This is a genomic window from Vagococcus fluvialis bH819 (assembly GCF_900163795.1).
Classification (GTDB): domain Bacteria; phylum Bacillota; class Bacilli; order Lactobacillales; family Vagococcaceae; genus Vagococcus; species Vagococcus fluvialis_A.
In genome coordinates, this window is sequence record NZ_FWFD01000012.1 from 17,378 (window position 1) to 43,455 (window position 26,078).

At 34.4% G+C, this 26,078-nt stretch carries 29 protein-coding genes and 1 riboswitch; of the genes, 15 read left to right on the plus strand and 14 right to left on the minus strand.

All coding sequences use genetic code 11. The annotated features are described in order from the left end of the window. Nucleotides 1-5 precede the first annotated feature (5 nt). Both FM121_RS08050 and pepV read left to right on the plus strand, forming a co-directional pair. Nucleotides 6-725, plus strand: coding sequence for a pseudouridine synthase (locus FM121_RS08050; protein WP_086951654.1), 720 nt, complete (start codon nt 6-8; stop codon nt 723-725). A 114-nt stretch (nt 726-839) separates the two neighbouring features. Further along, nucleotides 840-2,246 (plus strand): dipeptidase PepV, encoded by a 1,407-nt coding sequence (pepV, locus tag FM121_RS08055; protein ID WP_086951655.1) that lies wholly within the window; start codon nt 840-842, stop codon nt 2,244-2,246. 809 nt (nt 2,247-3,055) lie between these two features. Here the strand turns inward: pepV and FM121_RS08060 are convergent. The 7 genes from FM121_RS08060 to FM121_RS08090 all read right to left on the minus strand — a co-directional run bounded on the left by FM121_RS08060 (nt 3,056) and on the right by FM121_RS08090 (nt 7,898). Beyond that, on the minus strand, nt 3,056-3,394 hold the full coding sequence (locus FM121_RS08060; protein ID WP_086951656.1) for a hypothetical protein: 339 nt from the start codon (nt 3,392-3,394) through the stop codon (nt 3,056-3,058). 3 nt (nt 3,395-3,397) lie between these two features. Next, nucleotides 3,398-3,868, minus strand: a complete 471-nt coding sequence (locus tag FM121_RS08065; RefSeq protein WP_086951657.1) for a helix-turn-helix transcriptional regulator — start codon at nt 3,866-3,868, stop codon at nt 3,398-3,400. Between the two features lie 64 nt (nt 3,869-3,932). Next, on the minus strand, nt 3,933-4,367 hold the full coding sequence (locus FM121_RS08070) for a hypothetical protein (RefSeq protein ID WP_086951658.1): 435 nt from the start codon (nt 4,365-4,367) through the stop codon (nt 3,933-3,935). 122 nt (nt 4,368-4,489) lie between these two features. Then, nucleotides 4,490-4,942, minus strand: coding sequence for a hypothetical protein (locus FM121_RS08075; RefSeq protein ID WP_086951659.1), 453 nt, complete (start codon nt 4,940-4,942; stop codon nt 4,490-4,492). Between the two features lie 105 nt (nt 4,943-5,047). Continuing rightward, nucleotides 5,048-5,785, minus strand: a complete 738-nt coding sequence (locus tag FM121_RS08080; RefSeq protein ID WP_086951660.1) for an amino acid ABC transporter ATP-binding protein — start codon at nt 5,783-5,785, stop codon at nt 5,048-5,050. Beyond that, nucleotides 5,785-7,314 (minus strand): ABC transporter permease subunit, encoded by a 1,530-nt coding sequence (locus FM121_RS08085; RefSeq protein ID WP_086951661.1) that lies wholly within the window; start codon nt 7,312-7,314, stop codon nt 5,785-5,787. Before FM121_RS08085 ends, FM121_RS08080 begins: the two co-directional genes overlap by 1 nt. A 158-nt stretch (nt 7,315-7,472) precedes the next feature. Next, a riboswitch (Lysine riboswitch) is annotated at nt 7,473-7,649 on the minus strand. 66 nt (nt 7,650-7,715) lie between these two features. Further along, nucleotides 7,716-7,898, minus strand: a complete 183-nt coding sequence (locus FM121_RS08090) for a hypothetical protein (RefSeq protein WP_086951662.1) — start codon at nt 7,896-7,898, stop codon at nt 7,716-7,718. 156 nt (nt 7,899-8,054) lie between these two features. On the opposite strand from FM121_RS08090, the gene FM121_RS08095 reads away from it, so the two are divergent. Together FM121_RS08095 and FM121_RS08100 are read left to right on the plus strand one after the other, a co-directional pair. Further along, complete coding sequence (locus tag FM121_RS08095) at nt 8,055-8,747, plus strand: NAD-dependent protein deacylase (RefSeq protein WP_086951663.1); 693 nt, start codon at nt 8,055-8,057, stop codon at nt 8,745-8,747. A 23-nt stretch (nt 8,748-8,770) separates the two neighbouring features. Beyond that, nucleotides 8,771-9,031, plus strand: a complete 261-nt coding sequence (locus FM121_RS08100) for a chorismate mutase (protein WP_086951664.1) — start codon at nt 8,771-8,773, stop codon at nt 9,029-9,031. A gap of 43 nt (nt 9,032-9,074) precedes the next feature. Here the strand turns inward: FM121_RS08100 and FM121_RS08105 are convergent, their stop codons facing one another. The 3 genes from FM121_RS08105 to FM121_RS08115 form a co-directional block, all read right to left on the minus strand. Beyond that, nucleotides 9,075-10,013, minus strand: coding sequence for an alpha/beta fold hydrolase (locus FM121_RS08105; RefSeq protein ID WP_086951665.1), 939 nt, complete (start codon nt 10,011-10,013; stop codon nt 9,075-9,077). Then, complete coding sequence (locus tag FM121_RS08110; RefSeq protein ID WP_179203827.1) at nt 9,991-10,662, minus strand: TetR/AcrR family transcriptional regulator; 672 nt, start codon at nt 10,660-10,662, stop codon at nt 9,991-9,993. Before FM121_RS08110 ends, FM121_RS08105 begins: the two co-directional genes overlap by 23 nt. A 131-nt stretch (nt 10,663-10,793) precedes the next feature. Further along, a complete protein-coding gene (locus tag FM121_RS08115) occupies nt 10,794-11,336 on the minus strand; it encodes a DUF1269 domain-containing protein (protein WP_086951667.1) in 543 nt (180 codons plus the stop codon). A 209-nt stretch (nt 11,337-11,545) separates the two neighbouring features. Here FM121_RS08115 and FM121_RS08120 point away from each other — a divergent pair, with 209 nt between their 5' ends. Beyond that, nucleotides 11,546-12,694 carry a cation:proton antiporter gene (locus FM121_RS08120; protein ID WP_086951668.1) on the plus strand — a complete coding sequence of 383 codons (1,149 nt, stop codon included), beginning with the start codon at nt 11,546-11,548 and terminating at the stop codon, nt 12,692-12,694. Nucleotides 12,695-12,713: 19 nt separating this feature from the next. Here the strand turns inward: FM121_RS08120 and FM121_RS08125 are convergent, their stop codons facing one another. Continuing rightward, on the minus strand, nt 12,714-13,379 hold the full coding sequence (locus FM121_RS08125; RefSeq protein WP_256958434.1) for a DeoR/GlpR family DNA-binding transcription regulator: 666 nt from the start codon (nt 13,377-13,379) through the stop codon (nt 12,714-12,716). Nucleotides 13,380-13,704: 325 nt separating this feature from the next. Here FM121_RS08125 and FM121_RS08130 point away from each other — a divergent pair, with 325 nt between their 5' ends. From FM121_RS08130 to FM121_RS08175, 10 genes are all read left to right on the plus strand, one after another. Next, nucleotides 13,705-15,165 (plus strand): CoA-acylating methylmalonate-semialdehyde dehydrogenase, encoded by a 1,461-nt coding sequence (locus FM121_RS08130; RefSeq protein WP_086951669.1) that lies wholly within the window; start codon nt 13,705-13,707, stop codon nt 15,163-15,165. 16 nt (nt 15,166-15,181) lie between these two features. Then, nucleotides 15,182-16,000, plus strand: coding sequence for a 5-deoxy-glucuronate isomerase (gene iolB / locus FM121_RS08135; RefSeq protein WP_086951670.1), 819 nt, complete (start codon nt 15,182-15,184; stop codon nt 15,998-16,000). 21 nt (nt 16,001-16,021) lie between these two features. After that, nucleotides 16,022-16,984 (plus strand): 5-dehydro-2-deoxygluconokinase, encoded by a 963-nt coding sequence (gene iolC, locus FM121_RS08140; RefSeq protein ID WP_086951671.1) that lies wholly within the window; start codon nt 16,022-16,024, stop codon nt 16,982-16,984. A gap of 15 nt (nt 16,985-16,999) precedes the next feature. Beyond that, entirely contained in the window at nt 17,000-18,913 is a 1,914-nt protein-coding gene (iolD, locus tag FM121_RS08145) for a 3D-(3,5/4)-trihydroxycyclohexane-1,2-dione acylhydrolase (decyclizing) (RefSeq protein ID WP_218778621.1), read from the plus strand. Nucleotides 18,914-19,009: 96 nt separating this feature from the next. Further along, a complete protein-coding gene (iolE, locus tag FM121_RS08150; RefSeq protein ID WP_086951673.1) occupies nt 19,010-19,894 on the plus strand; it encodes a myo-inosose-2 dehydratase in 885 nt (294 codons plus the stop codon). Between the two features lie 15 nt (nt 19,895-19,909). Then, nucleotides 19,910-21,505, plus strand: a complete 1,596-nt coding sequence (locus tag FM121_RS08155) for a solute:sodium symporter family transporter (RefSeq protein ID WP_086951674.1) — start codon at nt 19,910-19,912, stop codon at nt 21,503-21,505. 19 nt (nt 21,506-21,524) lie between these two features. Then, complete coding sequence (gene iolG / locus FM121_RS08160; protein WP_086951675.1) at nt 21,525-22,529, plus strand: inositol 2-dehydrogenase; 1,005 nt, start codon at nt 21,525-21,527, stop codon at nt 22,527-22,529. Between the two features lie 14 nt (nt 22,530-22,543). Then, complete coding sequence (locus tag FM121_RS08165) at nt 22,544-22,861, plus strand: PTS sugar transporter subunit IIB (protein ID WP_086951676.1); 318 nt, start codon at nt 22,544-22,546, stop codon at nt 22,859-22,861. A gap of 18 nt (nt 22,862-22,879) precedes the next feature. Further along, nucleotides 22,880-23,911: an inositol 2-dehydrogenase gene (gene iolG, locus FM121_RS08170; RefSeq protein ID WP_086951677.1), complete on the plus strand. Its 1,032-nt coding sequence runs from the start codon at nt 22,880-22,882 to the stop codon at nt 23,909-23,911. A 202-nt stretch (nt 23,912-24,113) separates the two neighbouring features. Beyond that, on the plus strand, nt 24,114-24,308 hold the full coding sequence (locus FM121_RS08175; RefSeq protein WP_086951678.1) for a hypothetical protein: 195 nt from the start codon (nt 24,114-24,116) through the stop codon (nt 24,306-24,308). Between the two features lie 47 nt (nt 24,309-24,355). Here the strand turns inward: FM121_RS08175 and FM121_RS08180 are convergent, their stop codons facing one another. The 3 genes from FM121_RS08180 to FM121_RS08190 are packed head-to-tail and all read right to left on the minus strand — an operon-like array spanning nt 24,356 to nt 25,941. After that, nucleotides 24,356-24,910, minus strand: coding sequence for an AAA family ATPase (locus FM121_RS08180; protein ID WP_179203828.1), 555 nt, complete (start codon nt 24,908-24,910; stop codon nt 24,356-24,358). Next, nucleotides 24,880-25,311 (minus strand): GNAT family N-acetyltransferase, encoded by a 432-nt coding sequence (locus tag FM121_RS08185; RefSeq protein WP_086951680.1) that lies wholly within the window; start codon nt 25,309-25,311, stop codon nt 24,880-24,882. The genes FM121_RS08180 and FM121_RS08185 overlap by 31 nt, the downstream gene beginning before the upstream one ends. A gap of 39 nt (nt 25,312-25,350) precedes the next feature. After that, nucleotides 25,351-25,941: a DJ-1/PfpI family protein gene (locus tag FM121_RS08190; RefSeq protein ID WP_086951681.1), complete on the minus strand. Its 591-nt coding sequence runs from the start codon at nt 25,939-25,941 to the stop codon at nt 25,351-25,353. Nucleotides 25,942-26,078 lie beyond the last annotated feature (137 nt).

Consider the following 26,078-nt stretch of genomic DNA (forward strand, 5'->3'; position numbering starts at 1 on the left):
AAAATATGCGATTAGATAAATTTTTAAGTCATACGGGATTTGGTTCAAGAAAAGAAGTCAAAGAGTTACTTAAAAAAAAGTTAGTTCAGGTGAATGGACAATTAGAAAAAGAGGGTAAAAAAGTAATTGATGAGACAAATGATCGAGTGAGTGTCAATGATCAATTGGTTCAATATAAAAAATATGTTTACTATATGCTGAATAAACCACAAGGTGTCGTTTCAGCAACAGAAGACCGAGAGCATCGAACAGTGATTGATCTAATAGCAGAAAAAGATATGGTGCAAGGTCTATTTCCAGTTGGTCGTCTAGATAAAGATACAACAGGATTGCTACTTTTAACGAATAATGGTGATTTGGCACATCAATTGCTTTCTCCTAAAAAGAAAGTCCCTAAGTTATATCAAGCTTCTGTATCAGGCATTATGACAGATGAAGATTGTTTGATTTTTTCAAAAGGAATAACAATTAGTGGTAATGAAGCATGCTTACCTGCAAAACTTAAAATAAATAAAACGGATGAAAAGAATAATATTTCTGAAATTGAGTTAGAGATTATAGAAGGAAAGTATCATCAAGTAAAACGAATGGTTGAAGCTGTGGGTAAAAAAGTGACAAGACTGGATCGTTTGAGTATGGGTGGTATTAATTTAGATCAAAAATTGAAGCCAGGAAAATACCGTGAATTGACTCAAAATGAACAAGATATATTAGGAGCTGATTAGTTAAAGGGTAGTAATTTGAATAAATTTTTAATTTATTATTCAAACGCTTTAAAAAGTGTTATGATAGCAAAAGAGAGACAAACAAATTTAAAGTAATAATGGAGGGATTTACGGATGACAATTGATTGGAGAAAAGAAGTAGAAGCACGTCGCGAAGACTTAATGAAAGATTTATTTGATTTATTACGAGTACCTAGTGTAAGGGAAGATGATAAAGCGACAGCGGATGCACCAGTAGGACCAGGTCCTAAAGCAGCTTTACTTAAGTTTTTAGAAATCGGTGAACGTGATGGCTTCATAACAAAAAACGTTGATAACTATGCAGGACATATTGAATATGGTTCAGGAGACGAAACATTAGGCGTTTTTGGACATGTGGATGTTGTACCTGTGGGATCTGGTTGGGATTCAGAACCATTTTCACCAGAAATTCGCGACAATCGTATTTATGCTCGTGGCGCAAGTGACGATAAAGGCCCTACAATGGCAGCATATTATGCATTAAAAATTATTAAAGAGCTTGAATTACCTGTTTCAAAACGTACACGTGTAATTATCGGAACAGATGAAGAGAGTGAATGGAAATGTATGGATCACTACTTAGAAGTAGAAGAAACACCAGATTTTGGTTTTTCTCCAGATGCAGAGTTTCCAATTATTAACGGTGAAAAAGGAAACACAACGATTCTGATTAAAGTTGCTGGAAAAAATGAAGGCACACTTCGTTTAGTTTCTTTCGCATCAGGACAAAGAGCTAATATGGTTCCAGATTTAGCAGAAGCAGTTGTTGAGGTTTCAGGTGATGTTTCAGCATTTGCCAAAGAATTTGAAGACTATTTAGCAGAATTACCTGTTACAGGTGAATTGGTTGCTAAAGAGAATACAGTAACCATCCAATTATTTGGTAAAGCAGCTCATGGAGCAATGCCTTCTAAAGGAATTAATGCAGGAACTTACTTAGCCAACTTCTTAAGTGACTATGATTTTTCAGGCCCAGCTAAAGATTTTGTTACAATTGTAGCAGACTATGTTCATACAGATACTGAAGGTAAAAAATTTGGTGTAAGTTATGTAGACGATATTATGGGGGATGTAACCATGAATGCCGGTGTCTTTGCTTTTGATGAAAACAAAGATGATAATACAATTACATTGAATTTCCGTTATCCAAAAGGAACATCAGAAGAAGAAATTACGAAAAGTATAGAAGAAAAAATTGCTAATACAAGTGCTAAAGTTATTTTAACACCTGGAGGAAAAGGTCCTCATTATGTATCGCCAGAAGATCCATTGGTAAAAACATTATTAGCAGTTTACGAAGAAAATACTGGACTTAAAGGCCATGAACAAGTTATTGGTGGTGGTACTTTTGGACGCTTATTAGAACGTGGTGTTGCGTATGGTGCAATGTTCCCAGATAGTATTGACACAATGCACCAAAAGAACGAATTTATCTCTGTGGACGACTTGATTAATGCAACAGTTATTTATGCAGATGCCATTTATCGTTTGATTAAATAAATACAAGATAGTGAAAAAGGCACTTAACTTCAAGCAATTGGAAGTACTCGTGTATTTGGGATAATTTAAGAGTGGTGAAGTTGTTGTAGAAGATGTCTTTTGACCCCTATATATAAAAGCTATGACGTAAGTTTATACTTATGTCATAGCTTTTTTGCATACAAAAAAACCGCTAGATATTTCTAGCGGAAAAAAGGAGTTATATATTTACTTTGGAGGAGTAAATAAAATGAAAAAATTTTGTTAAGTTTGTTTTGTTGGTATATATATATAATAACCTCAAAATATGATTAAAATGTGCCTAAAATATTCTAAAAAGTTGAATGAATGTTTAAGAAAAAATGACTTATTCCCGTGGAAAACACTAAAAAAAGACTTTAATAGAAGTTATGCACAAAAACTGTGGACAAGTGTGGATAACTTTCAAAAAGTAAATCAATTTTTAAAGGTTATGTCAATAAGAACGGAGGTTTGTAAAGTATTTTTACTTGCTTATAAACGTTGATATTAAAGTGTTTTTAATTGATTTTAGTGAAAATAAATTAAATAAAAAATTTATTTTTTATTTAAAAACTGGATTAAAAAAATAGAATAAAACTGTGTTGATTAAATAATGATAAATATGAAATGTGGGTAAAATAGTTAAAAAATGTGGATAACTCTGTGGATAGTGTGTATAACATTGTGGAAATCAGTTATACCAAGCTAATAAAATGTGGGAAACTTTGTGTGGATAACAAACAATTGTCCACAGTGGAAAAATAAAGAAGTCACTTTTAATTTAAGATAAAAATGACTTTTTTGACTAGTTAATTATTTTTTGTGGATAAATAGATTAAAGTAATTAAAACAAAGATATTAATTATTAAACTAACTATTGTTTTCACATCTGAGCTGTAAAGTAAAATATTAGAAAAGTTAATCAATAAAATGACAAAAGGTAAGTAGAAATTAATTTTTTGAGTGGTTGTTTCTCGTTGTTTTTTACTTAAATAAATAATAATAGCAATTAATAAAGGGGTTGTGATGAGTAGTCCGAGATTTCCCCAACCGTCTTCAATGTACCAAGGTAGAAAAGGTATTGTAGAGGTTACAATGATTAGGTTAAGTAGAATAGTACCAAGAAAAATTTTATTTGTTTTTGACATAGGTCACTTCACTTTCTGTTGAGTTATTTTTTTAAAAAAATCCTGAGCAGCCTCTTCTTCAAAGCTACTGTAAATCCGATAATTTTGTTCATCAAGAATCCGGTAAAATTGGCTAAAATTATGTTTTTGAAGTTTGTAAAATTGGTTTTCCTCTAGGTTATCCCAAAAGACAGTTCCACCTAATGTTTTACTTTTAGTATAGTAGTGCTCATCGTCAAAGTGTAGAGAGAGTTCTCTTATTAAATTAAGAGGTTCATCCTCAAATAAAGAAAGGATAACTTTATTAGTCGAAAACAAGCTGCATAGTGCAATAATAGTTGTCCAGTTGATTAAAGCGCGTTGTTTTTCAATTTGAACAATCGTTTTTTTAGATAGTCCTAAAATTTTAGCAAATTCATCTTGTGTATAATCAGCTTCATTTCTGATGAGTTTTAAATTTTCTGAGAGTAAGATAATAACCGTTTGTTTATTCATACTAGTTAACTCCTTTAAGTTACAATAAGTGTATTTTCACACTTATTGTAACCATTAGCAAGTCCTACTTGTTGAGTTCTTTCAACCAGCCAGCTTTTGTTTCTAAATAATCCGCTTTTTTAATTAAGCCAGCTTCATATTGAGCATCTAAAAATTGAATTTCTTTCTCCCAGACATTTTTACTTAGTTTATTGTAAGTCGAGCGTTTTGCTGAATCTAAATCATCTACATGAATTGCTTCTTTATTTCCATCTTTCTCATTATCTACGATAATACCGTATTTAATGCTTAAATCAGTTAACTCTTGGTGTAATTGATCTAGTTCAGTTCTTTTTTCTTTTAAACTAGTCGCTGCTTCTTCATTTATGTTAGGATTAATCTTTTTTAAGTAGCTCATCTCTTCCTTAGTTGCTGTGTTGTTCATAGCATACGCTGTTGTAGCTGCTCCGATTCCTAGGATAGATAAAGCTGTCAGTGAAACGATCATCATTTTTTTCATCAATTGTTCCTTCTTTCTGATAGTTTTTTTAATATCTTATAAGTGTATTTTTACACTTTTAGAATCTTTTTACAATCAGTCTGAAGTCTTATTATTTTTTAGGACTTAAAAAACTTCCCCAATTATTGTGGTGGAAGTTCAGTAAGTAGCCCATAAAATTTTTTCTGGTAAAGTGATTGGAAATTATCTCTAGAAAAATCATAGTCAGTCAAAAGTTGATGATAAAAAGAATCTGGATGTTCTACATAGAAATAAAATGGTTTCAAGTAATCGAAACTTAGGCAAATTTCAGAAAAGGGAAAGAGATTCTCAAGTTCAAAATTGTTTATTTTCTGGTGTGGAATAATCGTGACTTGTTTATTTTTGTGCCAATAATTAATAAGAATGAGTTCTGTCTCTGTAAAAACTAAAAGGTACATTTTTCTAAACAAGACAGACCAAAAAGAGGTAGATTCGCCTCTAAGTTGAAGCGTGGGACGAATACTTTTTTCCGTTATAAAGTAATTATGATTGGGATAGTAACCTAATGATTGGATGAAACGTTTGATTTCTTGATGCTCTTCCTCTTTTGTCATAAACGCTCCTTTTGGTAACTCTGTTAGAAAAAGTAAACCATACTTGATCCATTCTTTCAAACAAAAAAGACACTGATAATTTTATCAGCATCTTTATTTTGATTATTAACCTTCCAAAATACGTTGCAAGAACTCTTTTGTTCGTGCCTTTGTCGGGTGATTAAAGATTTTATCAGGTGCTCCTTCTTCTGCAACGACCCCTTTATCCATGAAAATCACGCGGTCAGAAACTTCTTCGGCGAATTTCATTTCATGAGTTACGATGATCATTGTCAGTCCTGTTTCAGTCAGCTCACGCATGATTTTTAAAACTTCTCCCACCATTTCAGGATCAAGAGCTGAAGTTGGCTCATCAAAGAGCATCACTTCAGGGTCCATAGAAACGGCACGTGCAATAGCCACACGTTGTTTTTGTCCACCAGAAAGTTGAGAGGGTTTAGCATGAGCGAATTGCTTCATACCCACTTTATCTAAGTTTTCAATGGCGATTTTTTCAGCTTCCTCTTTAGAACGACCTAAGACTTTCATTTGACCTACCATACAGTTACTTAAAATATCGTGATTATCAAATAAGTTGAATTGTTGGAACACCATGCCTACATGAGTTCTAAATTGAGGTAAATTGTAACCAGGAGCTAAGATGTTTTCATCTTTGTAGACAATCTCGCCTCCTGTAGGTTTTTCAAGTAAGTTAATACAGCGTAAAAGGGTTGATTTACCAGAACCAGAAGGACCAATAATCGTCACGATTTCACCTTTTTTAATTGAAACATTCACGTCCTTTAAAACGTGGTTTTCTCCGTAGCTTTTTTGTAAATGATTAATATCGATAAAAGAAGTCATTAGCGATTATCCTTTCTTTCTAGTTTTGAGGTTTGCATTTGGTTTGCGTATGGTGCGTAAGAACCGTCACCATCTAATCTTTTTTCTACGTAGCGTAAAATACGAGTGACTGTAAATGTCATAACAAAGTAAATCACACAAGTAATAAAGAAGGTTTCAAAGAATCTAAAGTTAGCGCCAGCTGCTGTTTTTGAAGCAAAGAATAACTCAGACACCGCGATCACATTTAATACAGAGGTATCTTTAATATTAATAACAAACTCATTACCAATGGCTGGTAGTGTATTTCTGAAGACTTGTGGAATAACCACGTTTGTCATTGTTTGCCAGTGGGTCATCCCAATAGCAGAGGCAGCTTCAAACTGACCTTTATCTACTGAGAAGATTCCACCCCGAACGATTTCAGTCATATAAGCCCCTGTATTGATTGAAACAATCATTAAAGCAGCAGTCAGAGGATTCATATCAATACCATAAAGCTGTGATGAACCATAGAAGATAACCATTGATTGAACAATCATTGGCGTTCCTCTAAAGATTTCAATATAAATTGAGAAGAAACCATTTAAAATTTTATATGCCCAGCGTAAACCAGTTTTTTCAGGCGTTGGAATGGTACGATAAATCCCGATTCCTAATCCAATCGTTGTCCCGACAACTGTTCCGACTAAGGCGATTAAAAGAGTAGTACCAGCCCCACGTAAGAACATTTTCCAGTTGTCTTTAGCAATATTTTTAACCCAGACATACCAAGGTTGGTCAGCTTTAACATCTGGTTGCAAGTTGATAGCTTTGTCCATGATGTCATCACGTTCTTTTTGCGAAATACCCGCTAATGTTTCATTCACTTTTGCTAAATCAGGTGAGTTTTTCTTCATTCCGATAGCAATGGCGTTATCAGCTTCAGAGGTTTGGAAACCTTTGCCTTTTTTGAATTGAATCATTTTAAAATTAGGGTTTAGTTTTTCAGCTGTAATTCCTTCTGGCACTTCAGTTACATACCCATCAATTTTTCCAGACTCTAGTGCCACACGCATAGCAGAAAAATCAGTCATGGCAGTTTGTTTTTGAACGCCAGGAATTTGATCAATTACGTTATAGTGTAGAGTGTTTAATTGTGCAGTTACTTTGGCCTCTTTAAAATCATTTAACGAGGTTGCTTCACCGTAATTACCATCTTTTTTTACTAACATAGTTAATTGAGAACTATAGTAGTAATCAGAAAAATCCAATGTTTGTTTTCTTTCTTCGGTTGGTGACATCCCTGCAATAATTGCGTCTGCTTTTCCAGAAGTAACTGCTGGAGGCAGACCATCCCAGTCGGTTTTAAAGATGACGAGTTCTTTCCCCAAACCGTCTGCAATTTTTTTTGCAATCTCAACATCATATCCTCCAGCAAATTCTTTAGAGCCTTTGATGGGGACTGCTCCGTTACTATCATCTTGTTGAGTCCAGTTGAAAGGTGGGTAACCAGCTTCCATGCCAACAGTGAAGGTTTCTTTTTCAGCAAAAGAAGTTCCTCCAAACATCAAGATACTCCCTAAAAAGAGGAGGAGTGAATAAAAAATCGTTGTTCGTTGATTTCTTGTGTGTGTTATCATCTTAAAATCCCTTTCCTATACAAAAAGAAGCAACCTCAATATATCTTAAGGTTGCTTCTTTAAAATTTGATAAATAATAATTTATCAAAAATCATAGCGCACCCCAGACTTAGCTGAGACAGTTTCATGGTTATTAACCATGAACCCAATAGTGTTAACTTAAGGAAATATAACACTACTTCGGCGAAAATCCCTCTATTCAATGTCTTAGCATCCTCATGCTCTATTGAAATTCATGATATTTCGCAACCTCTAGATTTTTTATTTAGCTGTTCTTTTCTTACTTGTGTTTCACTATAGCATACAATTTCTGAAAAGTCATGAAAATATTAATCTTTTCTTTTTTTAACTTCTAACTCATCAGGTAATGTGATATCAGCTTTAATGTTGTTTAATTCTCTTTTAGGGACAGTAATAAACTTTTCTGTGGCAATTGGTTCTTCGTTGAATTCTTGATTGAAGCTATTTACTGGAAAGCAATTATTAATCATTGTTACTTTTCTTTCTGACATACAAATCCCTTCTTTCTGTTCTTTTATTAATTTAATTATAGATCAAGTAGACAAAAATAGGAAATGATATCATATTTATAGATTGGACTGAAAACTATCCCTAACCTTTTTAACCAGTTAGTGCTACAATAGTAAAAAACTCAAGGAGCATGAAAAATGGTAGAACAAGAAGCAATTAAGTTAATAAAAAATAGTTCGCGGATAGTTTTTTTGACAGGAGCGGGAGTTTCGACTGCTTCTGGTATTCCAGATTATCGCTCTATGACAGGTATTTATCAGGGGATAGAAGAACCAGAATATTTATTAAGCCATACTTGTTTAATGAGAGAGCCAGATAAATTTTATACTTTTGTCCGGCAAATGTATCATGGAACAGCTGAGCCTAATATCATTCATCAAAAAATGAAAGTATTAGAGAATACCCATGATGTCCGGATTATTTCTCAAAATATTGACGGACTTCATGATAAGGCTAAGAGCCAATACGTAGTAAATTTTCACGGTAGTTTATATGATTGCTATTGTTCGAAGTGTCAAAAACAAGTTTCAACTAAGAAGTATTTACAATCAATGATACATGAAGCTTGTGGAGGTCTAGTTCGTCCAAATGTTGTTCTTTATGAAGAGGGATTGTCTAGTAAATCGATTGAGACAGCTATCAAGTGGCTACAACAAGCTGATTTAATAGTTATTGTGGGAACTTCTTTTAAAGTTTATCCCTTTAGTGGCTTGATTGACTATCGAAATAATGCTAGTCAGGTGATAGTGGTGAATAATGAAGCAATCACACTTCACCATCCACATCTCTTAGTTCAACAGTCAGCCGAAAAATTTTTTAGTCAATTATAAATTTCAAAAAGGGGGAGAGCAGTATGTTAAAAAAGATTCGGGAAGAAGTAAATCAAATTGATCAGGAATTGGTAAGGTTACTAGAGAAACGCTACGAGTGTGTGGATGAAATTGTTCGGATTAAAAAAGAACGACATATCGCAACACTTGATAGTTCCAGAGAACAAGAAGTCTTAAAACAAGTGGCTAATTTAGTAGACAATAAAGATTATGAAACAAGTGTCGTGAGAACATTTCAAGATATCATGGATCGATCAAAGGATTATCAAAAGCAAAATAAATAAAAAAAGGCACAAAAATTATCTTTCAAATTTTTGTGTCTTTTTTTTATTTTAAGCCATCTAAAAATAATTTTGTTTCTTTAGCAATTGCCTCTGATTGTGTGTGGTGTAGATAATGTTGTCCATCAAGCTCAACGACTTTTCCTACTTTAACTTGTTTAATTTGTTCTTGATGCTCAGCAGCCCAAGTGGGACGTCCGTCATTAACAGCAACAAATAAAATAGTAGGTAGATTTTCTGGTAGCTTCATTTTTTCTGTTTTCTTAAAATTATCTTGGAGTAAATCTAGTTCTTCATCTAGATTATCATTAATCGAATTTTTCAAAGTTAGCATACGAACTTGGTCAACATTGGGATCGTTTTTATCCATTTTTAAATTTTTAGCAGGATTAGAATCAATATACAGACGCATAATGCCTGCTTTTTTTAAGAAATTAAAAGGAGCCATATTAATACTTTCCATTTCTTGGGTTGGCGTACTAGTATCTACTCCAACAAAAGCATCCACTTTTTCATCAGGATAACGATTTAAATAGCTAACGCCGTAAAGTCCTGTAATCGAATGCCCACCTAATACATAATGATCTAAGTTAAGTTGACCAATCACTTCATGCATCTCTTCAACGATGTTCTCAATCGTTCTTTTTCTTTTAGTTTCACTACTTAAACCATAACCAAATGGCTCAATAGTAATGACTTCATAATCTTTACTTAGCTTTGTTGTTAAAGGCAAGAAATCATAATAAGGTGAGGCTGTTCCGTAACCTGGGAAAAGAATAATACTTTGCTTACCTTTTCCAGATCCTGTTCTTACGACATTCATTTCTCCATCAAAAACTTTGATCTTTTCTCCGTAATTCTCAATTTTTTTTGCTTCACTTTTTAATTTGAGTTGATGGTTTAAATAACTTCCTCCTAAAAATAGTAGAATGAATACCAGTAACCCAATAAATATATTTCGGCTAATTTTTAGTGCTTTCTTCATGCTTCATTTCCTCAATTCCTTGATTTATTTGTTGTTTAATTATATTTAATACTTTTTCATCTAATATATTAATCCCAATTTTTTCTAAAACATATTGAGAGGTTTCCATTTTTTGATAGAAATTATCCAAAGAGTTAGTAAATAAAGTCGTGTTGTACCATGTTGTTAACAGAAATAAAATGATTTCTGAGATTGTTTCAGGATGAATCACGTCTAAAGATTTGTCTTGATTTCCTTCTTTGATTAAATAAGTAATCTCTGGAATAAAAACATCTTGTGTTATTTTTAAATATTTTAAAGAAAGTAAAGGTTCTTTAGTTAAATTAGGTGAGAACGGCAAATATTTTTGAACGTCCTGATGGAACATAGCATTTAGAAAAAGTTCTTGAATTTTTTCTAGTCCATTTAGTTGTTCGTTGTTTCTAATATTAGTAATAACCTCTTCACTTGGCATAAAATGGCGCATGAGTTCATCGAGAATAGCTTCTTTTGAATTAAAGTGGTAGTAAATAGCCCCCTTAGTTAGCCCGTCTAATTGATTAACAATCATTGGGATAGATGTTTTTTTATAACCATATTTGTTGAATAACATTCCAGCAGTCATTAATATTTCTTCTTTTGTTTGCTCTCCATCGTATCTCTGTTTCATTACTCTTCCCTCCTGGTTATTATGAAACATTCTTTAGTATGTTTCATGATAATGCAAAACTTTTAATTTGTCAAAAAAAAGAGACAACAGAATGAACTTCTCTTCTGTCGTCTCTTTGAAATATACTAATTTTATTTTTTGAACCAACGTTTTTTAGCACTGGCTTCTGCTTCTTCTTGGGTCTTTTGTGCTTCTTCTAACTCAGATTCAACTTCTTCTTTATCTAATCGTTCGATGGTTCCATTTAATTGATTAACAACGATATCATTGATATGACCTGTGTTTTCTTCCTCACAGATTAAAATCAAGCCAGTCTCACCTTCTGGAATAATAGCCAAGGCTTTTTCAAAGATTGACATGGCATTTTGAACTTCTTTCACGTCTTTGGTTGAACCGATGATACTACCTGTAAACCAACCCAGTAAGACTCCTAGAGGTCCACCAAGAATTCCCACAAACATTCCAATCATACTGCCTTTGAAATTTTTATCAGCTCCCGTAAAATCGATAAAATCTTTTGGTTCTAAATTATGATTAGCTCGATGCTCAAGAACCGCCATTTGTTCTCCCTTGATTGTCCTTGCTTGATGCAGTCCTTTAATTTCTGAAAATGCTTGGTAAGATTTACTTTCTGAATCAAAACTCATAATGATTACTTTGTCGTTATTTGCCATTATAGGGCCTCCTAGGTATTATTTGTTTGCTTATATTTATATAATAGAACAGATATGTGAATTTACGTTGATCAATTCATGAAAAAAATAAAACAGAAGTTATTTTTATTTATCTCAATATAATCAAAAGATACTCAAAACTTATTTACAATTTAATCGTTTTCATGTAGGTTAGTAGATGTAGATTTTAAAAGAAAAGGAGATATATTATGGAATTTATAGTAACAATGATTTTAGTCTTAATTAGTACAAAAATTTGTGGTCATATTTCAGTGAGGTTAGGTCAACCTGCTGTTCTTGGAAAGTTATTAATTGGGATTGTTTTAGGTCCTGCTGTTTTATCATGGGTCAATACAACAGATATTTTTCAAGAATTTTCGCTGATAGGGGTTCTTTTGTTAATGTTTTTGGCAGGCCTTGAAACGGATACGAAGCAATTAAAGGAAAATTTCAAACCAGCGGTGGCAGTGGCCGTTATTGGAATTATCATTCCTTTATTCTCAGCCTTTTTAGTAGGTGAAGCATTTGGTTTGGACTTTGAACATTCAGTCTTTTTAGGTGTTTTATTCTCTGCAACTTCTGTGAGTATCACTGTTCAAGTACTAAAAGAGTTATCGGTCATGAAAACCAAAGAAGCTAGTACTATTTTAGGGGCAGCCGTAGTAGATGATATTTTAGTGGTTATTTTACTCGCTTTTGCGATGTCATTTTTAGGTGGGGGAGATGATGCGGTTTCAATCCCCATGATTTTAGTTAAAAAAGTAGTATTCTTTATATCTATTTACGTGTTTGGTAAATATATTTTACCTGTCTTATTGAAAACAGCTTCTAAGTTCAAAGTGACGGTTCCGGTTACAACGATGGCTGTTGCCATTTGTTTTGCGGTCGCTTATTTTTCAGAAATGTTAGGTATGGCAGGAATAATCGGAACGTTCTTTATTGGTTTATTTATTTCTGATACGGAATATAAAAAAGAAATTGAACATAGTGTTGATCCAATTGCTAATGCGATTTTTGTGCCATTCTTTTATGTCGGTGTAGGTTTAAATGTTTCCTTCAACGGTGTAATACACCAATTACCATTCTTAATCATTTGTACTGTAGTCGCTGTTCTTTCAAAACTAGTTGGAGGATTTATTGGTGCTAAAGCAACTGGATTTGATAAATTATCTTCTCTAAGTATTGGCGCAGGAATGATTTCAAGGGGAGAAGTGGCCTTGATTTTAGCAACAACCGGTCTTACTTCAGGCTTATTATCTGAAGAATATTACACAACGGTCATTATCTCAGTGATCTTAACGACATTAATCGCACCACCACTTTTAAAATATTACTTTGGTAAACTTAAAACTAATTAAACAATAGAGACGCTACCGATTAAGGTGTCGTCTCTATTGTTTTAATATTATGTTCAATAAAAAATTCATTGTATTCTTTATTGAAGTGTTTATTGGTAATTACGCAATCAATATCTTTTAAATTAGCATAAGTTAATAAGGTTGATTTATCAAACTTTTGCTCATCTGCGAGTAAAAAGACATTGTTTGCTTTATCAATCGCTTGCTTTTTAATGTCATATTCCATGACATCTGAATTCATTAAACCACTCTGCATAGAAACAGCAGTAGCAGCCATAAAAGCTTTACTAATATTATATTTAGAGGTCAATTCGTCTGATTCAACGCCAACAAAAGAACGCGTTGATTTTTTAAAGACATGTCCAATTAAGAATATTGGAATATTTTTAAATTTTTCAGCCTTTACAATGACATCCAAACTATTAGTAATAATTGAGATATCAATATCATCATCTAAATAATCTAAAATATATTTAGTGGTTGTTCCAGAATCAATATAGATTAAATCATGTGGTTGAATCAGTTTGGCTGCTTCTTTAGCAATGCCTTTTTTTATTTCTTTATTTTCAATATTTCGTTCTTCAAAGTTAATCAGTGTATTTTTTTTAACACTAACACCACCATAAACTTTCTCAAAGCTTGAATCTTGTAATATTTTATTCACATCTCTTCTAATCGTATTCATTGAAACGTTGAATTCATCTTCCAATTCTTTCAAGGTGACATGATTTTTTGAAGAATGTACTGTTTAATTAGCTCATATCTCTTTTCTTTCATTTTATTTATCTCCGCTTATATTTTATTTTACTATTGAATAAAATGTATCACAATCATGTGAAACAATCAACACTTAACCAACAATATGGTTAAGTTGATTTATTTTTTTATTAAAGTTAATAAAACATTTGACTAAATGGTTATGTTAAGGTATTATTTGTTGTGAGTTAACCAATATGATCAAAAAATGATAAAATTAATTAGTAGATTGGTTAAAAAAATGGAGGGATATCATGTCAGATATTAGAAAATTAAGAAATTATATTAACGGTGAGTGGGTAACAAGTACAACGAGTGAGTATGAGGTAGTTGTTAATCCAGCAACGAAGGAACCCATCTGTGAAGTACCTTTATCAACATTTGACGACATAAATAAAGCAGCCGATGTGGCACACATTGCTTTTCAAGAGTGGAAAGAAGTTGCTGTTCCAAGACGCGCGCGTATCCTTTATCGCTTCCATCAATTACTAATCGAAGCAAAAGACGAGTTAGCCAAGTTAATCACAATTGAAAATGGAAAGGCTTTATCTGAGAGTTATGGTGAAGTTCAACGTGGGATTGAAAACGTAGAATTTGCAGCAAGTGCGCCAACTTTAATGATGGGAGATAACTTATCTTCAATTGCAACAGACGTAGAGGCTTCAGTTTATAAATACCCAATCGGTGTTGTTGGTGGTATTACACCATTTAACTTCCCAATGATGGTTCCATTTTGGATGTTCCCAATGGCAATCGCTACAGGTAATACAGTTGTTTTAAAACCTTCTGAAAAAGCACCAATGTTAATGGAAAAAGTTGTTTCTTTATTAGAAGAAGCTGGACTTCCAAAAGGTGTATTCAATGTCGTGTTTGGCGCACATGATGTTGTAAACGGTTTATTACAACATAAAGATATCAAAGCCATCTCATTTGTAGGTTCACAACCAGTCGGTGAGTATGTTTACACAGAAGGTTCAAAAAATCTAAAACGTGTTCAATCATTAACAGGAGCGAAAAATCATACCATTGTTTTAAATGACGCTAACTTAGATGATAGCTTACCAGCAATTATCAGTGCAGCATTTGGTTCTGCCGGAGAGCGTTGTATGGCAGCTGCAGTTGTGACGGTTGAAGAAGGTATCTATGATGAATTCATGGAAAGATTAACCAAAGAAGCTCGTAACATTAAAATGGGTAACGGCTTAGATGACGGTGTGTTCTTAGGACCTGTGATTCGTGAAGAAAACTTAAAGCGTACCATCAGCTACATTGAATCAGGTATTGAATCAGGCGCTAAATTAGTTTGTGATGGTCGTGAAGATATGGATGAATCAGGTTACTTTGTTAGACCAACTATTTTTGAAGGTGTGACAACTGACATGAAGATTTGGCAAGATGAAATTTTCGCACCTGTTTTATCAGTTATGAAAATCAAAGACCTTAAAGAAGGTATCGAAATTGCTAACAAGTCTCAATTTGCCAATGGTGGTTGTTTATTCACAAATAACGCCTCAGCAGTTCGTTACTTTAGAGAAAACATGGATGCCGGTATGTTAGGCATTAACTTAGGTGTCCCAGCTCCAATGGCGATGTTCCCGTTCTCAGGCTGGAAATCATCATTCTACGGTACATTACCTGCAAACGGTAAAGCTGGCGTTGACTTCTACACAAGAAATAAAGTAGTGACAGCTCGCTTATCAAGAAACGATATCTAATTAAGGAGAAATCGACATGTCATATTTAAAAAGAATTCCAACGAATAAAGAAATCGCATCAAAAGTGATTGAAAGACATCATGTTACACGTAAGGACGCTGGTTTAGAATATATCGAATTAAAATTACTCGCTATGGAAGATGGCGGAAAATACTCAGAACAACTAACAGACTTAGAAGTCTGCTTAGTTGTTCTAACGGGTAAAGTTTCTGTTTACTCTGGTGAGGATAAATTTAAAAACATCGGAACAAGAGAAGATGTTTTTGAAAAAATCCCAACAGATAGTGTGTACGTTTCAAGTGGTAAAGAATTTGAAGTCGTGGCTGAAAGTGACGCTAAAGTTATTTTCTGTTACGCACCAAGTAAGGTGGATATGCCAACCACATTAATTAAAGCCTCAGACAATCGTGTAGAAAATCGTGGGCTGTATCAAAACAAACGTATGGTTCACAATATTTTGGACGATCAAAGCCCAATTTCGGATAAATTGATTGTGGTAGAAGTATTCACAGATAGTGGGAACTGGTCAAGTTACCCACCACATAAACATGATCAAGATAATTTACCAGAAGAATCATTCTTAGAGGAAACTTACTATCATGAGATGAATCCTAAAAAAGGATTTGTTTTCCAACGTGTCTATACAGATGATCGTAGCATTGATGAAACCATGGCAGTTGAAAATGAAAATGTGGTCCTAGTTCCAAAAGGTTACCATCCAGTATCAGTGCCAGATGGCTATGATGGCTACTATTTAAATATTATGGCAGGACCAATTAAAAAATGGCAATTTAACAATGATAAAGATCACGAATGGATTATCCATAGAACTTAACAACGAAGGGAATTTAATATAATGGCTGAAAAAAAATATGATTTAATCGCAATTGGTCGCGCGTGTATTGACTTAAACGCTGTAGAATACAATCGTCCAATGGAAGAAACAGTAACATTTACTAAATACGTTGGAGGTTCACCAGCAAATATTGCCATCGGTGCTTCTAAATTAGGTTTATCATGTGGTTTTATTGGAAAAGTTCCAGATGATCAACATGGTCGTTTCATTACTGGCTTCATGAAAGACGCTGGGATTGATACAAGCAATATGGTGATAGATCAATCAGGTAAGAAAACAGGTTTGGCTTTTACTGAAATCTTAAGTCCAGAAGAATGTAGTATTTTAATGTACCGTGATGAAGTAGCAGATCTTTACTTAGATACAGATGAAATCAGTGAAGCATACATTAAAGAAGCTAAAAATATTGTGGTATCAGGAACAGGATTAGCACAAAGCCCTTCTCGTGAAGCAGTTTTAAAAGCGGTTTCTTTAGCTAAGAAAAATGATGTGAAAGTTATTTTTGAATTAGATTACCGTCCATATACTTGGAAAAATAGTGAAGAAGTTTCAGTTTATTACTCAATCGTTGCTGAACAAGCAGATGTTGTGATCGGCACACGTGATGAGTTTGATATGTTAGAAAACATTGAAGGCGGTAAAAATGAAGAAACAGTGGCTTACTTATTCCAACATGCTCCAGAATTAATCGTCATTAAACACGGTGTTGAAGGATCATATGCTTATACAAAAGCAGGCGAAGTGATTCGTGGAACAGCTTATAAATCAAATGTATTAAAAACATTTGGTGCAGGAGATTCTTATGCAGCAGCCTTTATCTATGCATTAATTCAAGGAAAGACAATTCAAGAAGCCCTTCAATATGGTAGTGCCTCAGCGGCGATTGTTGTTAGTAAACATAGTTCCTCAGAAGCAATGCCAACTGTTGTTGAAATTGAAGCGTTGATGAAAGAACAAGCTTAAAAAGGAAGTGTCATGATGAGAGAAACCATTCGATTAACGACGGCGCAAGCTTTAGTTAAATTTTTAAATCAACAATATATTTCAGTTGATGGCGTTGAAACTCCTTTTGTGGAAGGCGTCTTTAATATCTTTGGTCATGGAAATGTCTTAGGTCTGGGACACGCGTTAGAAGAAAATCCAGGCCATTTGAAAGTCATTCAAGGTAAAAATGAACAAGGAATGGCTCATTCAGCAATTGGCTACGCAAAGCAATCATTAAGACGTAAAATTTACGCAGTGACGGCTTCAGCTGGACCTGGATCAGCAAACATGGTAACAGCCGCAGCAACTGCTCATGCTAATAACATTCCAGTGTTGTTTTTACCAGCAGATACCTTTTCGACGCGTCAACCAGACCCAGTGTTGCAACAGTTGGAACATGAATCTAGCATCGCTTTAACAACGAATGATGCTTTTAAAGCTGTTTCAAGATATTGGGATAAAATTGAGCGTCCAGAGCAATTAATGAGCGCCATGATTAGAGCTTTTGAAGTTCTGACAAATCCAGCGACTGCGGGTCCAGTAACGATTTGTCTACCTCAAGATACAGAAGGTGAAGCCTTTGATTTTGATGCTAGTTTTTTCAATAAAAGAGTTCATTATTTGGACCGTGTGACACCTGTGGAACGCGCTCTAAATGAGGCGGTTGAAGTCATTAAAGCAAGTAAAACACCAGTCATGATTGTTGGTGGGGGAGCGAAATATTCAGAAGCAGGACCTGTGATTGAAGCATTTGCTAATGAATACGGTGTTCCTTTAGTGGAAACACATGCAGGTAAATCAACGATTCCAACGAACTTTCCATATAACTTAGGTGGCTCAGGAATCTTAGGGACATCCGCTGCTAATAAAGCAGTTCAAGCCTCAGATTTAATTATCGGAATAGGCACACGTTATACCGATTTCACCACCTCATCAAAAACGGCGTTTAACTACGACACAACGACCTTTTTAAATATCAACGTGAGTCGTGTGCAAGCTTATAAATTTGATGCCACGCAATTAGTAGGAGACGCAAAAGCAACCATCGAAAGTTTAACACCTCGCTTAACAGGTTATAAAACGTCATTTGGTAGTGAACTTGAAGCATGGCAAAATGAGTGGGAAATTGAGCGTAATCGTTTAAGAGAGATTGAATTTAATCATGATAACTTCTCACCAGAAGTGAAAGGTCATTTCGATCAAGACGTGATGAATGAATATGCAGAAAAATTAAACACAACCTTCACTCAAACAAATGCCTTACTTACTTTAAATGATGAAGTGGAAGACAGTAGTGTGGTTGTTGCTTCTGCTGGTTCTTTACCAGGAGACTTACAAAGATTATGGCAAACTAATACAGTCAATTCTTATCATTTAGAATATGGTTATTCATGTATGGGCTATGAAGTAGCTGGGGCTTTAGGAGCGAAGTTAGCTAATCCTAAAGAAGAAGTTTACGCCGTTCTCGGTGATGGTAGTTTCCTAATGCTTCACACAGAACTTGTGACAGCTCTTCAATACAAGCAAAAAATCAATGTGATGTTGTTTGATAATGCGGGTTATGGTTGTATTAATAACTTACAAATGGGGAACGGTGGTGGCAGTTTTAACTGTGAACTACGTGATTCAGATAATCAAATCATGCAAATTGATTATGCCAAAGTAGCAGAAGGTTATGGCTGTAAAGTTTACCGTATTAATAATCGTAAAGAGCTAATCGCTGCGATTAAAGATGCGAAAACACAAACTGTTTCAACTCTCTTTGACATTAAAGTGTTACCAAAAACTATGACAGATGGTTATGGTGGTTGGTGGAACGTGGGTGTTTCTGAAGTATCAGGTATGGATACCGTACTAGAAGCAAGTAAAGCACGAGCTGAAAAGTTAGAGAATGCTTGGAAATATTAATAACTACTAGGAATAAATAGAGGCTAACTCTTACTAAGTTAGTCTCTTATAAAAATAAAATACAGAAAGCGCTTTATGGGCGCGTAGGAGGATATTATGTCAATAAAATTAGCGATTGCACCTATTGCTTGGACAAATGATGATCTGCCAGAATTAGGAAAAGAAAATACATTCGAACAATGTATTAGTGAAATGGCTTTAGCAGGATTTACTGGAACTGAAATTGGAAACAAATATCCAAAAGATCCAGAAGTTTTGAAATCATACTTAGCACCTCGTGGACTTTCTGTTGCTAGTGCATGGTTTAGTGCCTTATTAACAACTAAACCATATGAAGAAACAAAAGAAGCTTTCATCAAGCACCGTGATTTCTTACATGCTATGGGAGCAAAAGTGATTGTTGTTTCAGAACAAGGACATAGTATCCAAGGTCAAATGGACACACCTGTATTTAAAGAAAAACCAATTTTCTCAGAAGAGGACTGGAAACTTTTAACAACAGGGTTAGAAAAATTAGGTGAAGTGGCTGCTGAGAAGGACATGAAAATTGTTTATCATCACCATATGGGGACAGGGGTTCAAACAACCGCTGAAATCGACCGCTTAATGAAAGAAACAGATCCTAATAAAGTATCTTTATTATTTGATACAGGTCATTTAGTATTTTCTGGTGAAAACCCAATTGAGGTTTACCGCGCGCATAAAGACCGTATTTTCCATATTCACTTTAAAGATATTCGTGAAGCAAAAATGGCAGAAGTTAAAGAAAATGAATCAAGTTTCTTAACTGGCGTGAAAGAAGGTGTCTTTACCGTTCCTGGTGATGGCATGATCGATTTTGCTCCAATTTGGGAAGAAATTGAAAAAGATCACTACTCAGGTTGGATTGTGGTTGAAGCAGAACAAGATCCAGCAAAAGCTAATCCGTTTATTTATGCTCAGAATGCTCGAAATTACATTCGAGACATCACGAAACTGTAAAGGTAAGGTGCCAATATGAATTCATTTTCGGTTATTAGTTTTTTAGTTATTATCACGTGTGTTTGGATATTTGCCTTTAAAAAATCAAGAGGCGTATCCGTTGAAGGGGCAGAAGGATTCTTTATGGGGGGCCGTAGTTTAACGGCTCTTCCAATTGCTGGATCAATTATCATGACTAACTTGTCAACAGAACAAATTGTGGGACAAAATGGTCAAAGTTATATTGCTGGTATGGAAGTTATGGCTTGGGAAGTAACAGCCGCGATTGCGATTGTCTTACTAGCCACTGTCTTTTTACCGAAGTATCTAAAATACGGAATTAATACGATTTCGGATTTTATTGAAATTCGTTATGATGCTAAAATCAAACGAATTGTGTCACTGTTATTTGTTATTACTTATGTTACCTCATTTTTACCAGTAGTACTTTATTCAGGGTCACTGGTATTTAACAAGATATTTAGAATTGATGAACTATTAGGCGTTGCCCCATTAACCGCTATTATTTTTGTATCCATCGCCATTGGAATTGTGGGTATTTTATACCTATTAATTGGTGGCTTACGTTTAAGCGCCTATTCAGATACTGTGTATGGTTTTGGTTTACTTCTTTGTGGCCTAGCTGTCCCAACTTTAGGTGTCATTATGCTTGGAAAAGGCAGTTTCGTCGGTGGATTAGATCATATCGTTGTCAACACACCATGGTTACTGAATTCAGTAGGTTCAATTGATTCAGCTGTTGTGCCTTGGCCAACTCTTTTAACAGGCATGATGTTTAACAACTTATACTTCTGGTGTACGAACCAAATGATCGTCCAAAAAGCTTTATCAGGTAAAAACTTAGCAGAAGCTCAAAAAGGTGTTTTCATCGTTGGTTTCTTCAAAGTCTTTGGGGCGTTATTCTTAGTATTCCCAGGAATCGTTGCAAGAAATATCTTTGGTGACGCGTTAATTAACACACCAGATGAAGCTTACCCAGCACTTGTCACACATGTTTTCCCTGAAATGTTATACGGTATTTTTGCAGCAGTTATCTTTGGTGCGATTTTATCATCATTCTCAGGAGCGTTAAATGCAACGTCAACATTATTATCACTAGATTTCTACAAACCAGTTTTCAAAAAAGATGCAACAGATGCTCAAATTACACGTTTTGGTAAATTGGTAACTGTAGTTATTGGTCTTTCAGCTGTAGCCATTGCTCCTTTAATCAGCTTCGCGCCAGCAGGACTTTATCAATTTGTTCAAGAATTTAATGGTCTTTACAACATGCCATTACTTGTTATTATCTTACTTGCTTTCTACTCTAAAAAAGCAACAGCCTTTGCGGCGAAATTTACGATTTATATGCACATTATTCTTTACGCATTATCGAAAGTCTTCTTAAAAGATATTCATTTCTTATATGTGTTGAGTGTGTTATTCTTCCTAGATTTAGCAGTAATGTTACTTGTTTCTAAATTAAAACCAGAAGGCGATTTCGAATTAAAAGTCTTCAACACGAAAGTGGATATTACCCCTTGGAAACATACAAAAGTTGTTAGTATTATCACAGTAGTAGTCGTTATTGGAACGTATGTATTATTTTCACCAATCGGATTTGCAAGATAAAATTTAAGGAGATGTCAAAATGAAAAAAGATTTAGTAGTCGGAGTTATCGGTGGCGGACGTATTGGAAAATTACACACACGAAATTTAGTACAAATGAATGGTGTAACAGTTAAGAAAGTGGCAGATATTTTTGCTGATAAAATGCCAACCTTTGAAGCAGAATATGGTGCTCCATTAGTGGCAGATTTTGATGAAATTTTTAATGATGATGAAATTGATATCGTCTTTATCTGTACACCAACAGATACACACGTTGAGATGATCAAACGTGCAGCAGCTAAGAAAAAACATATCTTCTGTGAAAAACCAATTAGTTTCTCAGATGAAGAAACCATTGAAACATACCAAATCGTTAAAGAAGCTGGCGTGAAATTCCAAATCGGTGTGAATCGTCGTTTTGACCGTAACTTTGCTCAAGTTAAAGAGCATGTTGCCAATGGTTCAATTGGTGATATCCAATTATTACGCATTGATTCAAGAGACCCTGAAGCACCACCTTTATCATATGTACAATCGTCAGGCGGATTATTTTTTGATATGATGATACATGACTTTGATATGGCTCGTTTTATTACAGGTAGTGAAGTAAAAGAAGTGTATGCTGTGGGAGATGCTTTAGTTAATTCTGAATTAAAAGGAACTGACGTGGATACAGCAGTTGTGACATTAACTTTTGAAAATGGTTGTTTAGGTGTCATTAGTAACAGCCGTCAAGCAGTGTATGGTTACGATCAACGACTAGAAGCTTTTGGTTCAAAAGGTGCGTCTCAAGCTGAAAATGAATTAGTTAATAATGTGACTCTTTCAACAGCTGAAGGCGTTCAAAGCCAAAAACCACTACACTTCTTCTTAGAGCGTTATAACGATGCTTATATTAAAGAAGTAGAAGAATTTGTGGCTGCTATTCACAACGACACTGAAACACCTGTTACTTATGAAGATGGTATTATGGCACAACGTTTAGCTTTTGCTGCTAACGAGTCATTAAAAACTGGTAAACCTGTTCAAGTCAAAAAAATCTAGAAAAGAGGTTTCTCATGGGAAAAAGTGTTCTTTTTATTTGTGAGTCGGGCATTAGTGCCTCATTATTTGTATCAAAAATGTTAGAAAGCGTGAAAGTACATCAACTTGATTATGAGATTGACTATGCGCCAATTGCACGCGTTGAAGAAAAATTATCTTACCGTGATTACGACGTGATTTTACTGGCGCCACAAGTGAAACGTCATGAAGCAGAAGTTAAAGATATCCTATTGAAGAAAAAATGTGTCTCACATATTACTGGCATTCAAGATGATGAATTTATCTCGATGAATGTTGAACGTATTTTGGAGCGTATCAATCATCTAGGGTAATCACTAGGAGGGAAAACAATGTCAAATATTAAAGTAGGAATTATTGGATTAGGTCGACTTGGAAAAGTCCATGCAGGCAACTTAGCATTTAGAGTACCAAACTGTGAGTTGTACGCAGCTTGTAGTATGGTGGAAGCAGAATTAGAGTATGCTAAAAAAAAATTAGGTGTCACAAAAACTTATGCTAATTATGATGAGATGGTGAAAGATCCAGAATTAGATGCGATTTTCATCGTCTCACCATCTGGACTTCACTGTGAGCAAATTCAAAAAGCTATGGAAAATGGCAAACATGTTTTCTCTGAAAAACCAATTGGCTTAGATGTGGCTGAAATTGAAAAAACAATGGCAGTGATTGATGCTCATCCAGAACAAATCTTTATGCTAGGTTTCATGCGTCGTTATGATGCAGATTACCAATACGCAAAAGAGATGGTAGAAAAAGGTGAGTTAGGCGAATTAACCGTAGTCAGATGTTACGGGATTGATCCAAGTGATGGCATGGAAAGCTTTGTTAAATTTGCTGGAGCAAGTAACAGTGGTGGGTTGTTTGCTGATATGTCGATCCACGATATTGACTTAGTGCGTTGGTTTACGAACCAAGAAGTTAAGAAAGTGTGGGCGTTAGGTAAAAATGCGGCTTACAAACAACTTGATGAAGTTGGCGAGCTTGAAACAGGGGCTGCTATGCTTCAAATGGAAGACAAAACAATGGGAATTTTAGTGGCAGGACGTAACTGTCATCATGGTTACCATGTGGAAACTGAATTAATCGGAACAAAAGGAATGCTAAGAATCGCCCAAGTTCCTGAGAAAAATTTAGTAACCATCATGAATGAACATGGTGTGGTGCGTCCAACCTCACAAAACTTCCCAGAACGTTTCAGCCAAGCTTTTGTTAATGAAACAGCTGAATTTATCAACTGTATCAAAGAAAACCGCCAACCAGGTGTTAACGCAAATGACGGTCTTCAATCAACAAAAGTAGCCATTGCTTGTCAAAAATCTTATGAAGAAGATGAATTAGTATTATTGTCTGACATTAAATAAAAAATAAAACACCATCCAATTTTAGCTGGATGGTGTTTTATTATTGAAGTAATTCAATAATAATTTAGTGATAGTCTGACTGATAAACGTTAGCACAAAAAATAATATGATATTATCTAACAGTCTTGTAAGGTATATTGCAACTAAGTGGATTTGAAGGTTATTATTAATGTATAAAAAATAGTCATAGGGGGTACTTTGTATGAATCAAGAAAGTTTAAAATTAATTGGTCTTGCATTGGTTACTTTAGGAATTATCTTTGGTGTTCTGGGAAAGTTATTTGTTAAGACTAGATTATTTATTTTTAGAGACAGCAGTATGCTTAAGCAGTTTATTACAGGATTCATACTAATGATAATTGGAGTGGTATTTTTGTATTTATCTGGTGCTATTTAGTTATTAGTGACAGCTTCTAATCATGATTAATAAATTTGATAACCTTTTTAGTGAGATAATTTATAGTTATTTATCCGTTTAATCAGTATTTCAAGCACTTCTTCTAATGAAACATGATCATTATCAATTTTCTCATCTATAGGAAATTTTTTAAAAGTTTCTAAGATATCATCTACCCGTTCAGTTCCCCATGCAGTCAAATTAGGATTACGTTCAGATAATCTTTTGATAATTGTATCTCTACTTACTTCTAATTGAAAATGACATAAGGAAATATTACGACGCCTCAACTCACCAATCATTCCATTAAATGCAGTATCTTTGTAAAGTGTCATAGGAACGATAATATCCCCTGAAAATTCATTGTGAATTTTATTTAAAACATGAATATTCCAAACTCTCCACTCGACATAATCTTGAAAATCATCTTTTTGAATTGAGGGAGGTAAATTGTGTCTTAAAAAATCACCAATATTTTCAGGATCATATAAAAAAGAGCCTTTAATTTTTTTGTTTAGTTCTTCGGCGATGGTCGTTTTACCAGCTCCGTAAGCACCATTAATCCAGATAATCATAGTAATACCTTCGTTAACGTCTGACAAGGAACGCCGTCTTCTTTGTAAACCTCTGAAATAGCAGTGTAACCTTGCTTTTCATAAAAGCCTTTTGCTGCTACTTCAGAGTGTATTAAGGCTTTTTTATAATGATGAGCCATGGCGTAAGCTTCTAAACCCGCTATAATTTCTGCCCCTTTTTGTTGCCCACGATACTCTTTTAATGTGGCAACTCGAGTTATTCGACAAGTTGAATGATCTTCTTTTAGTAAACGTGCCGTTGAAATAGGAAAGTCTTGATCGTAAATGACAGCGTAGACTGTTTCATCGGTATCAAAGTTATCAAATTCATCTTGCAGACTGATTCCTTTTTCTAAAACAAAAACGGACATTCTAATATAAAGAGCAGCAGCACGTTGATAGGGAGTGCTTTTAATTGATAGTTCCATATTATTTCTCCTTTGATGATAATAATATCTTTTTTTATATTACATATAAGGATTTCCGTATTTCTCACAAAATGCATAATAACCTAAACGGTACATATCAACTTTTTTCTGTGCCTCTTTCTGAGTAAAACCAATCATTTCTAAAGTTAGTTCAGTAAAATCAAGGCTGGCTGTTCCATTTGCTGTAACTAAATTGTTATCCAAAACAGCTTGTTGTTCTAGGAATTGTTCTTTGTTGAGATAATTGTCAAAATCATTCCAAATGAACTGGGCGTTTCCTGTATGATTAAAATTTGTTAGTAAACCATTTTTTGCTAAGTAATCAACAGCGCCACAGATAGCAGCAACAGGTTTTTTATGTGCAATATATCTTGTTAGCAATTGAGTAACTTCAGGGTAATCAAGATGCCAAGAATTACCACCAATTAAAACGAGTAAATCGAAATCGATTAGAGGGTTTTCTTTTGTTATTAGTGTGTCTATCTTAGTGGTAAAACCACCAATCGATTGAACGGTTTCTTGTATGGATAAGGTATCAATCTCCCAACCTTCTTGAGTCAGCATAGTTGAAAGATAACTGCCCTCCCAATCTGCGTATTGATCTAGTAAAATAAAGCCTGCTTTTTTCATTATTTGACCTCCTGTAATTAAATGTATTCCTATATTATATCAGAACGTTCGTTCGCAAGTCTAGTTTTTTACGTCTTAAGTACTAATTAAAATCCGTCTAACGCCTTTGTGAAAGTTGTCAAAATCCATTTATAATA

Coding starts and splice junctions, on each gene's coding strand:
- FM121_RS08050 (WP_086951654.1), top strand. CDS start 6: ATGCGATTAGATAAATTTTTAAGTCATACGGGATTTGGTTCAAGAAAA.
- pepV (WP_086951655.1), top strand. CDS start 840: ATGACAATTGATTGGAGAAAAGAAGTAGAAGCACGTCGCGAAGACTTA.
- FM121_RS08060 (WP_086951656.1), bottom strand. CDS start 3,394: ATGTCAAAAACAAATAAAATTTTTCTTGGTACTATTCTACTTAACCTA.
- FM121_RS08065 (WP_086951657.1), bottom strand. CDS start 3,868: ATGAATAAACAAACGGTTATTATCTTACTCTCAGAAAATTTAAAACTC.
- FM121_RS08070 (WP_086951658.1), bottom strand. CDS start 4,367: ATGAAAAAAATGATGATCGTTTCACTGACAGCTTTATCTATCCTAGGA.
- FM121_RS08075 (WP_086951659.1), bottom strand. CDS start 4,942: ATGACAAAAGAGGAAGAGCATCAAGAAATCAAACGTTTCATCCAATCA.
- FM121_RS08080 (WP_086951660.1), bottom strand. CDS start 5,785: ATGACTTCTTTTATCGATATTAATCATTTACAAAAAAGCTACGGAGAA.
- FM121_RS08085 (WP_086951661.1), bottom strand. CDS start 7,314: ATGTTTGGAGGAACTTCTTTTGCTGAAAAAGAAACCTTCACTGTTGGC.
- FM121_RS08090 (WP_086951662.1), bottom strand. CDS start 7,898: ATGTCAGAAAGAAAAGTAACAATGATTAATAATTGCTTTCCAGTAAAT.
- FM121_RS08095 (WP_086951663.1), top strand. CDS start 8,055: ATGGTAGAACAAGAAGCAATTAAGTTAATAAAAAATAGTTCGCGGATA.
- FM121_RS08100 (WP_086951664.1), top strand. CDS start 8,771: ATGTTAAAAAAGATTCGGGAAGAAGTAAATCAAATTGATCAGGAATTG.
- FM121_RS08105 (WP_086951665.1), bottom strand. CDS start 10,013: ATGAAGAAAGCACTAAAAATTAGCCGAAATATATTTATTGGGTTACTG.
- FM121_RS08110 (WP_179203827.1), bottom strand. CDS start 10,662: ATGAAACAGAGATACGATGGAGAGCAAACAAAAGAAGAAATATTAATG.
- FM121_RS08115 (WP_086951667.1), bottom strand. CDS start 11,336: ATGGCAAATAACGACAAAGTAATCATTATGAGTTTTGATTCAGAAAGT.
- FM121_RS08120 (WP_086951668.1), top strand. CDS start 11,546: ATGGAATTTATAGTAACAATGATTTTAGTCTTAATTAGTACAAAAATT.
- FM121_RS08125 (WP_256958434.1), bottom strand. CDS start 13,379: ATGAATACGATTAGAAGAGATGTGAATAAAATATTACAAGATTCAAGC.
- FM121_RS08130 (WP_086951669.1), top strand. CDS start 13,705: ATGTCAGATATTAGAAAATTAAGAAATTATATTAACGGTGAGTGGGTA.
- iolB (WP_086951670.1), top strand. CDS start 15,182: ATGTCATATTTAAAAAGAATTCCAACGAATAAAGAAATCGCATCAAAA.
- iolC (WP_086951671.1), top strand. CDS start 16,022: ATGGCTGAAAAAAAATATGATTTAATCGCAATTGGTCGCGCGTGTATT.
- iolD (WP_218778621.1), top strand. CDS start 17,000: ATGAGAGAAACCATTCGATTAACGACGGCGCAAGCTTTAGTTAAATTT.
- iolE (WP_086951673.1), top strand. CDS start 19,010: ATGTCAATAAAATTAGCGATTGCACCTATTGCTTGGACAAATGATGAT.
- FM121_RS08155 (WP_086951674.1), top strand. CDS start 19,910: ATGAATTCATTTTCGGTTATTAGTTTTTTAGTTATTATCACGTGTGTT.
- iolG (WP_086951675.1), top strand. CDS start 21,525: ATGAAAAAAGATTTAGTAGTCGGAGTTATCGGTGGCGGACGTATTGGA.
- FM121_RS08165 (WP_086951676.1), top strand. CDS start 22,544: ATGGGAAAAAGTGTTCTTTTTATTTGTGAGTCGGGCATTAGTGCCTCA.
- iolG (WP_086951677.1), top strand. CDS start 22,880: ATGTCAAATATTAAAGTAGGAATTATTGGATTAGGTCGACTTGGAAAA.
- FM121_RS08175 (WP_086951678.1), top strand. CDS start 24,114: ATGAATCAAGAAAGTTTAAAATTAATTGGTCTTGCATTGGTTACTTTA.
- FM121_RS08185 (WP_086951680.1), bottom strand. CDS start 25,311: ATGGAACTATCAATTAAAAGCACTCCCTATCAACGTGCTGCTGCTCTT.
- FM121_RS08190 (WP_086951681.1), bottom strand. CDS start 25,941: ATGAAAAAAGCAGGCTTTATTTTACTAGATCAATACGCAGATTGGGAG.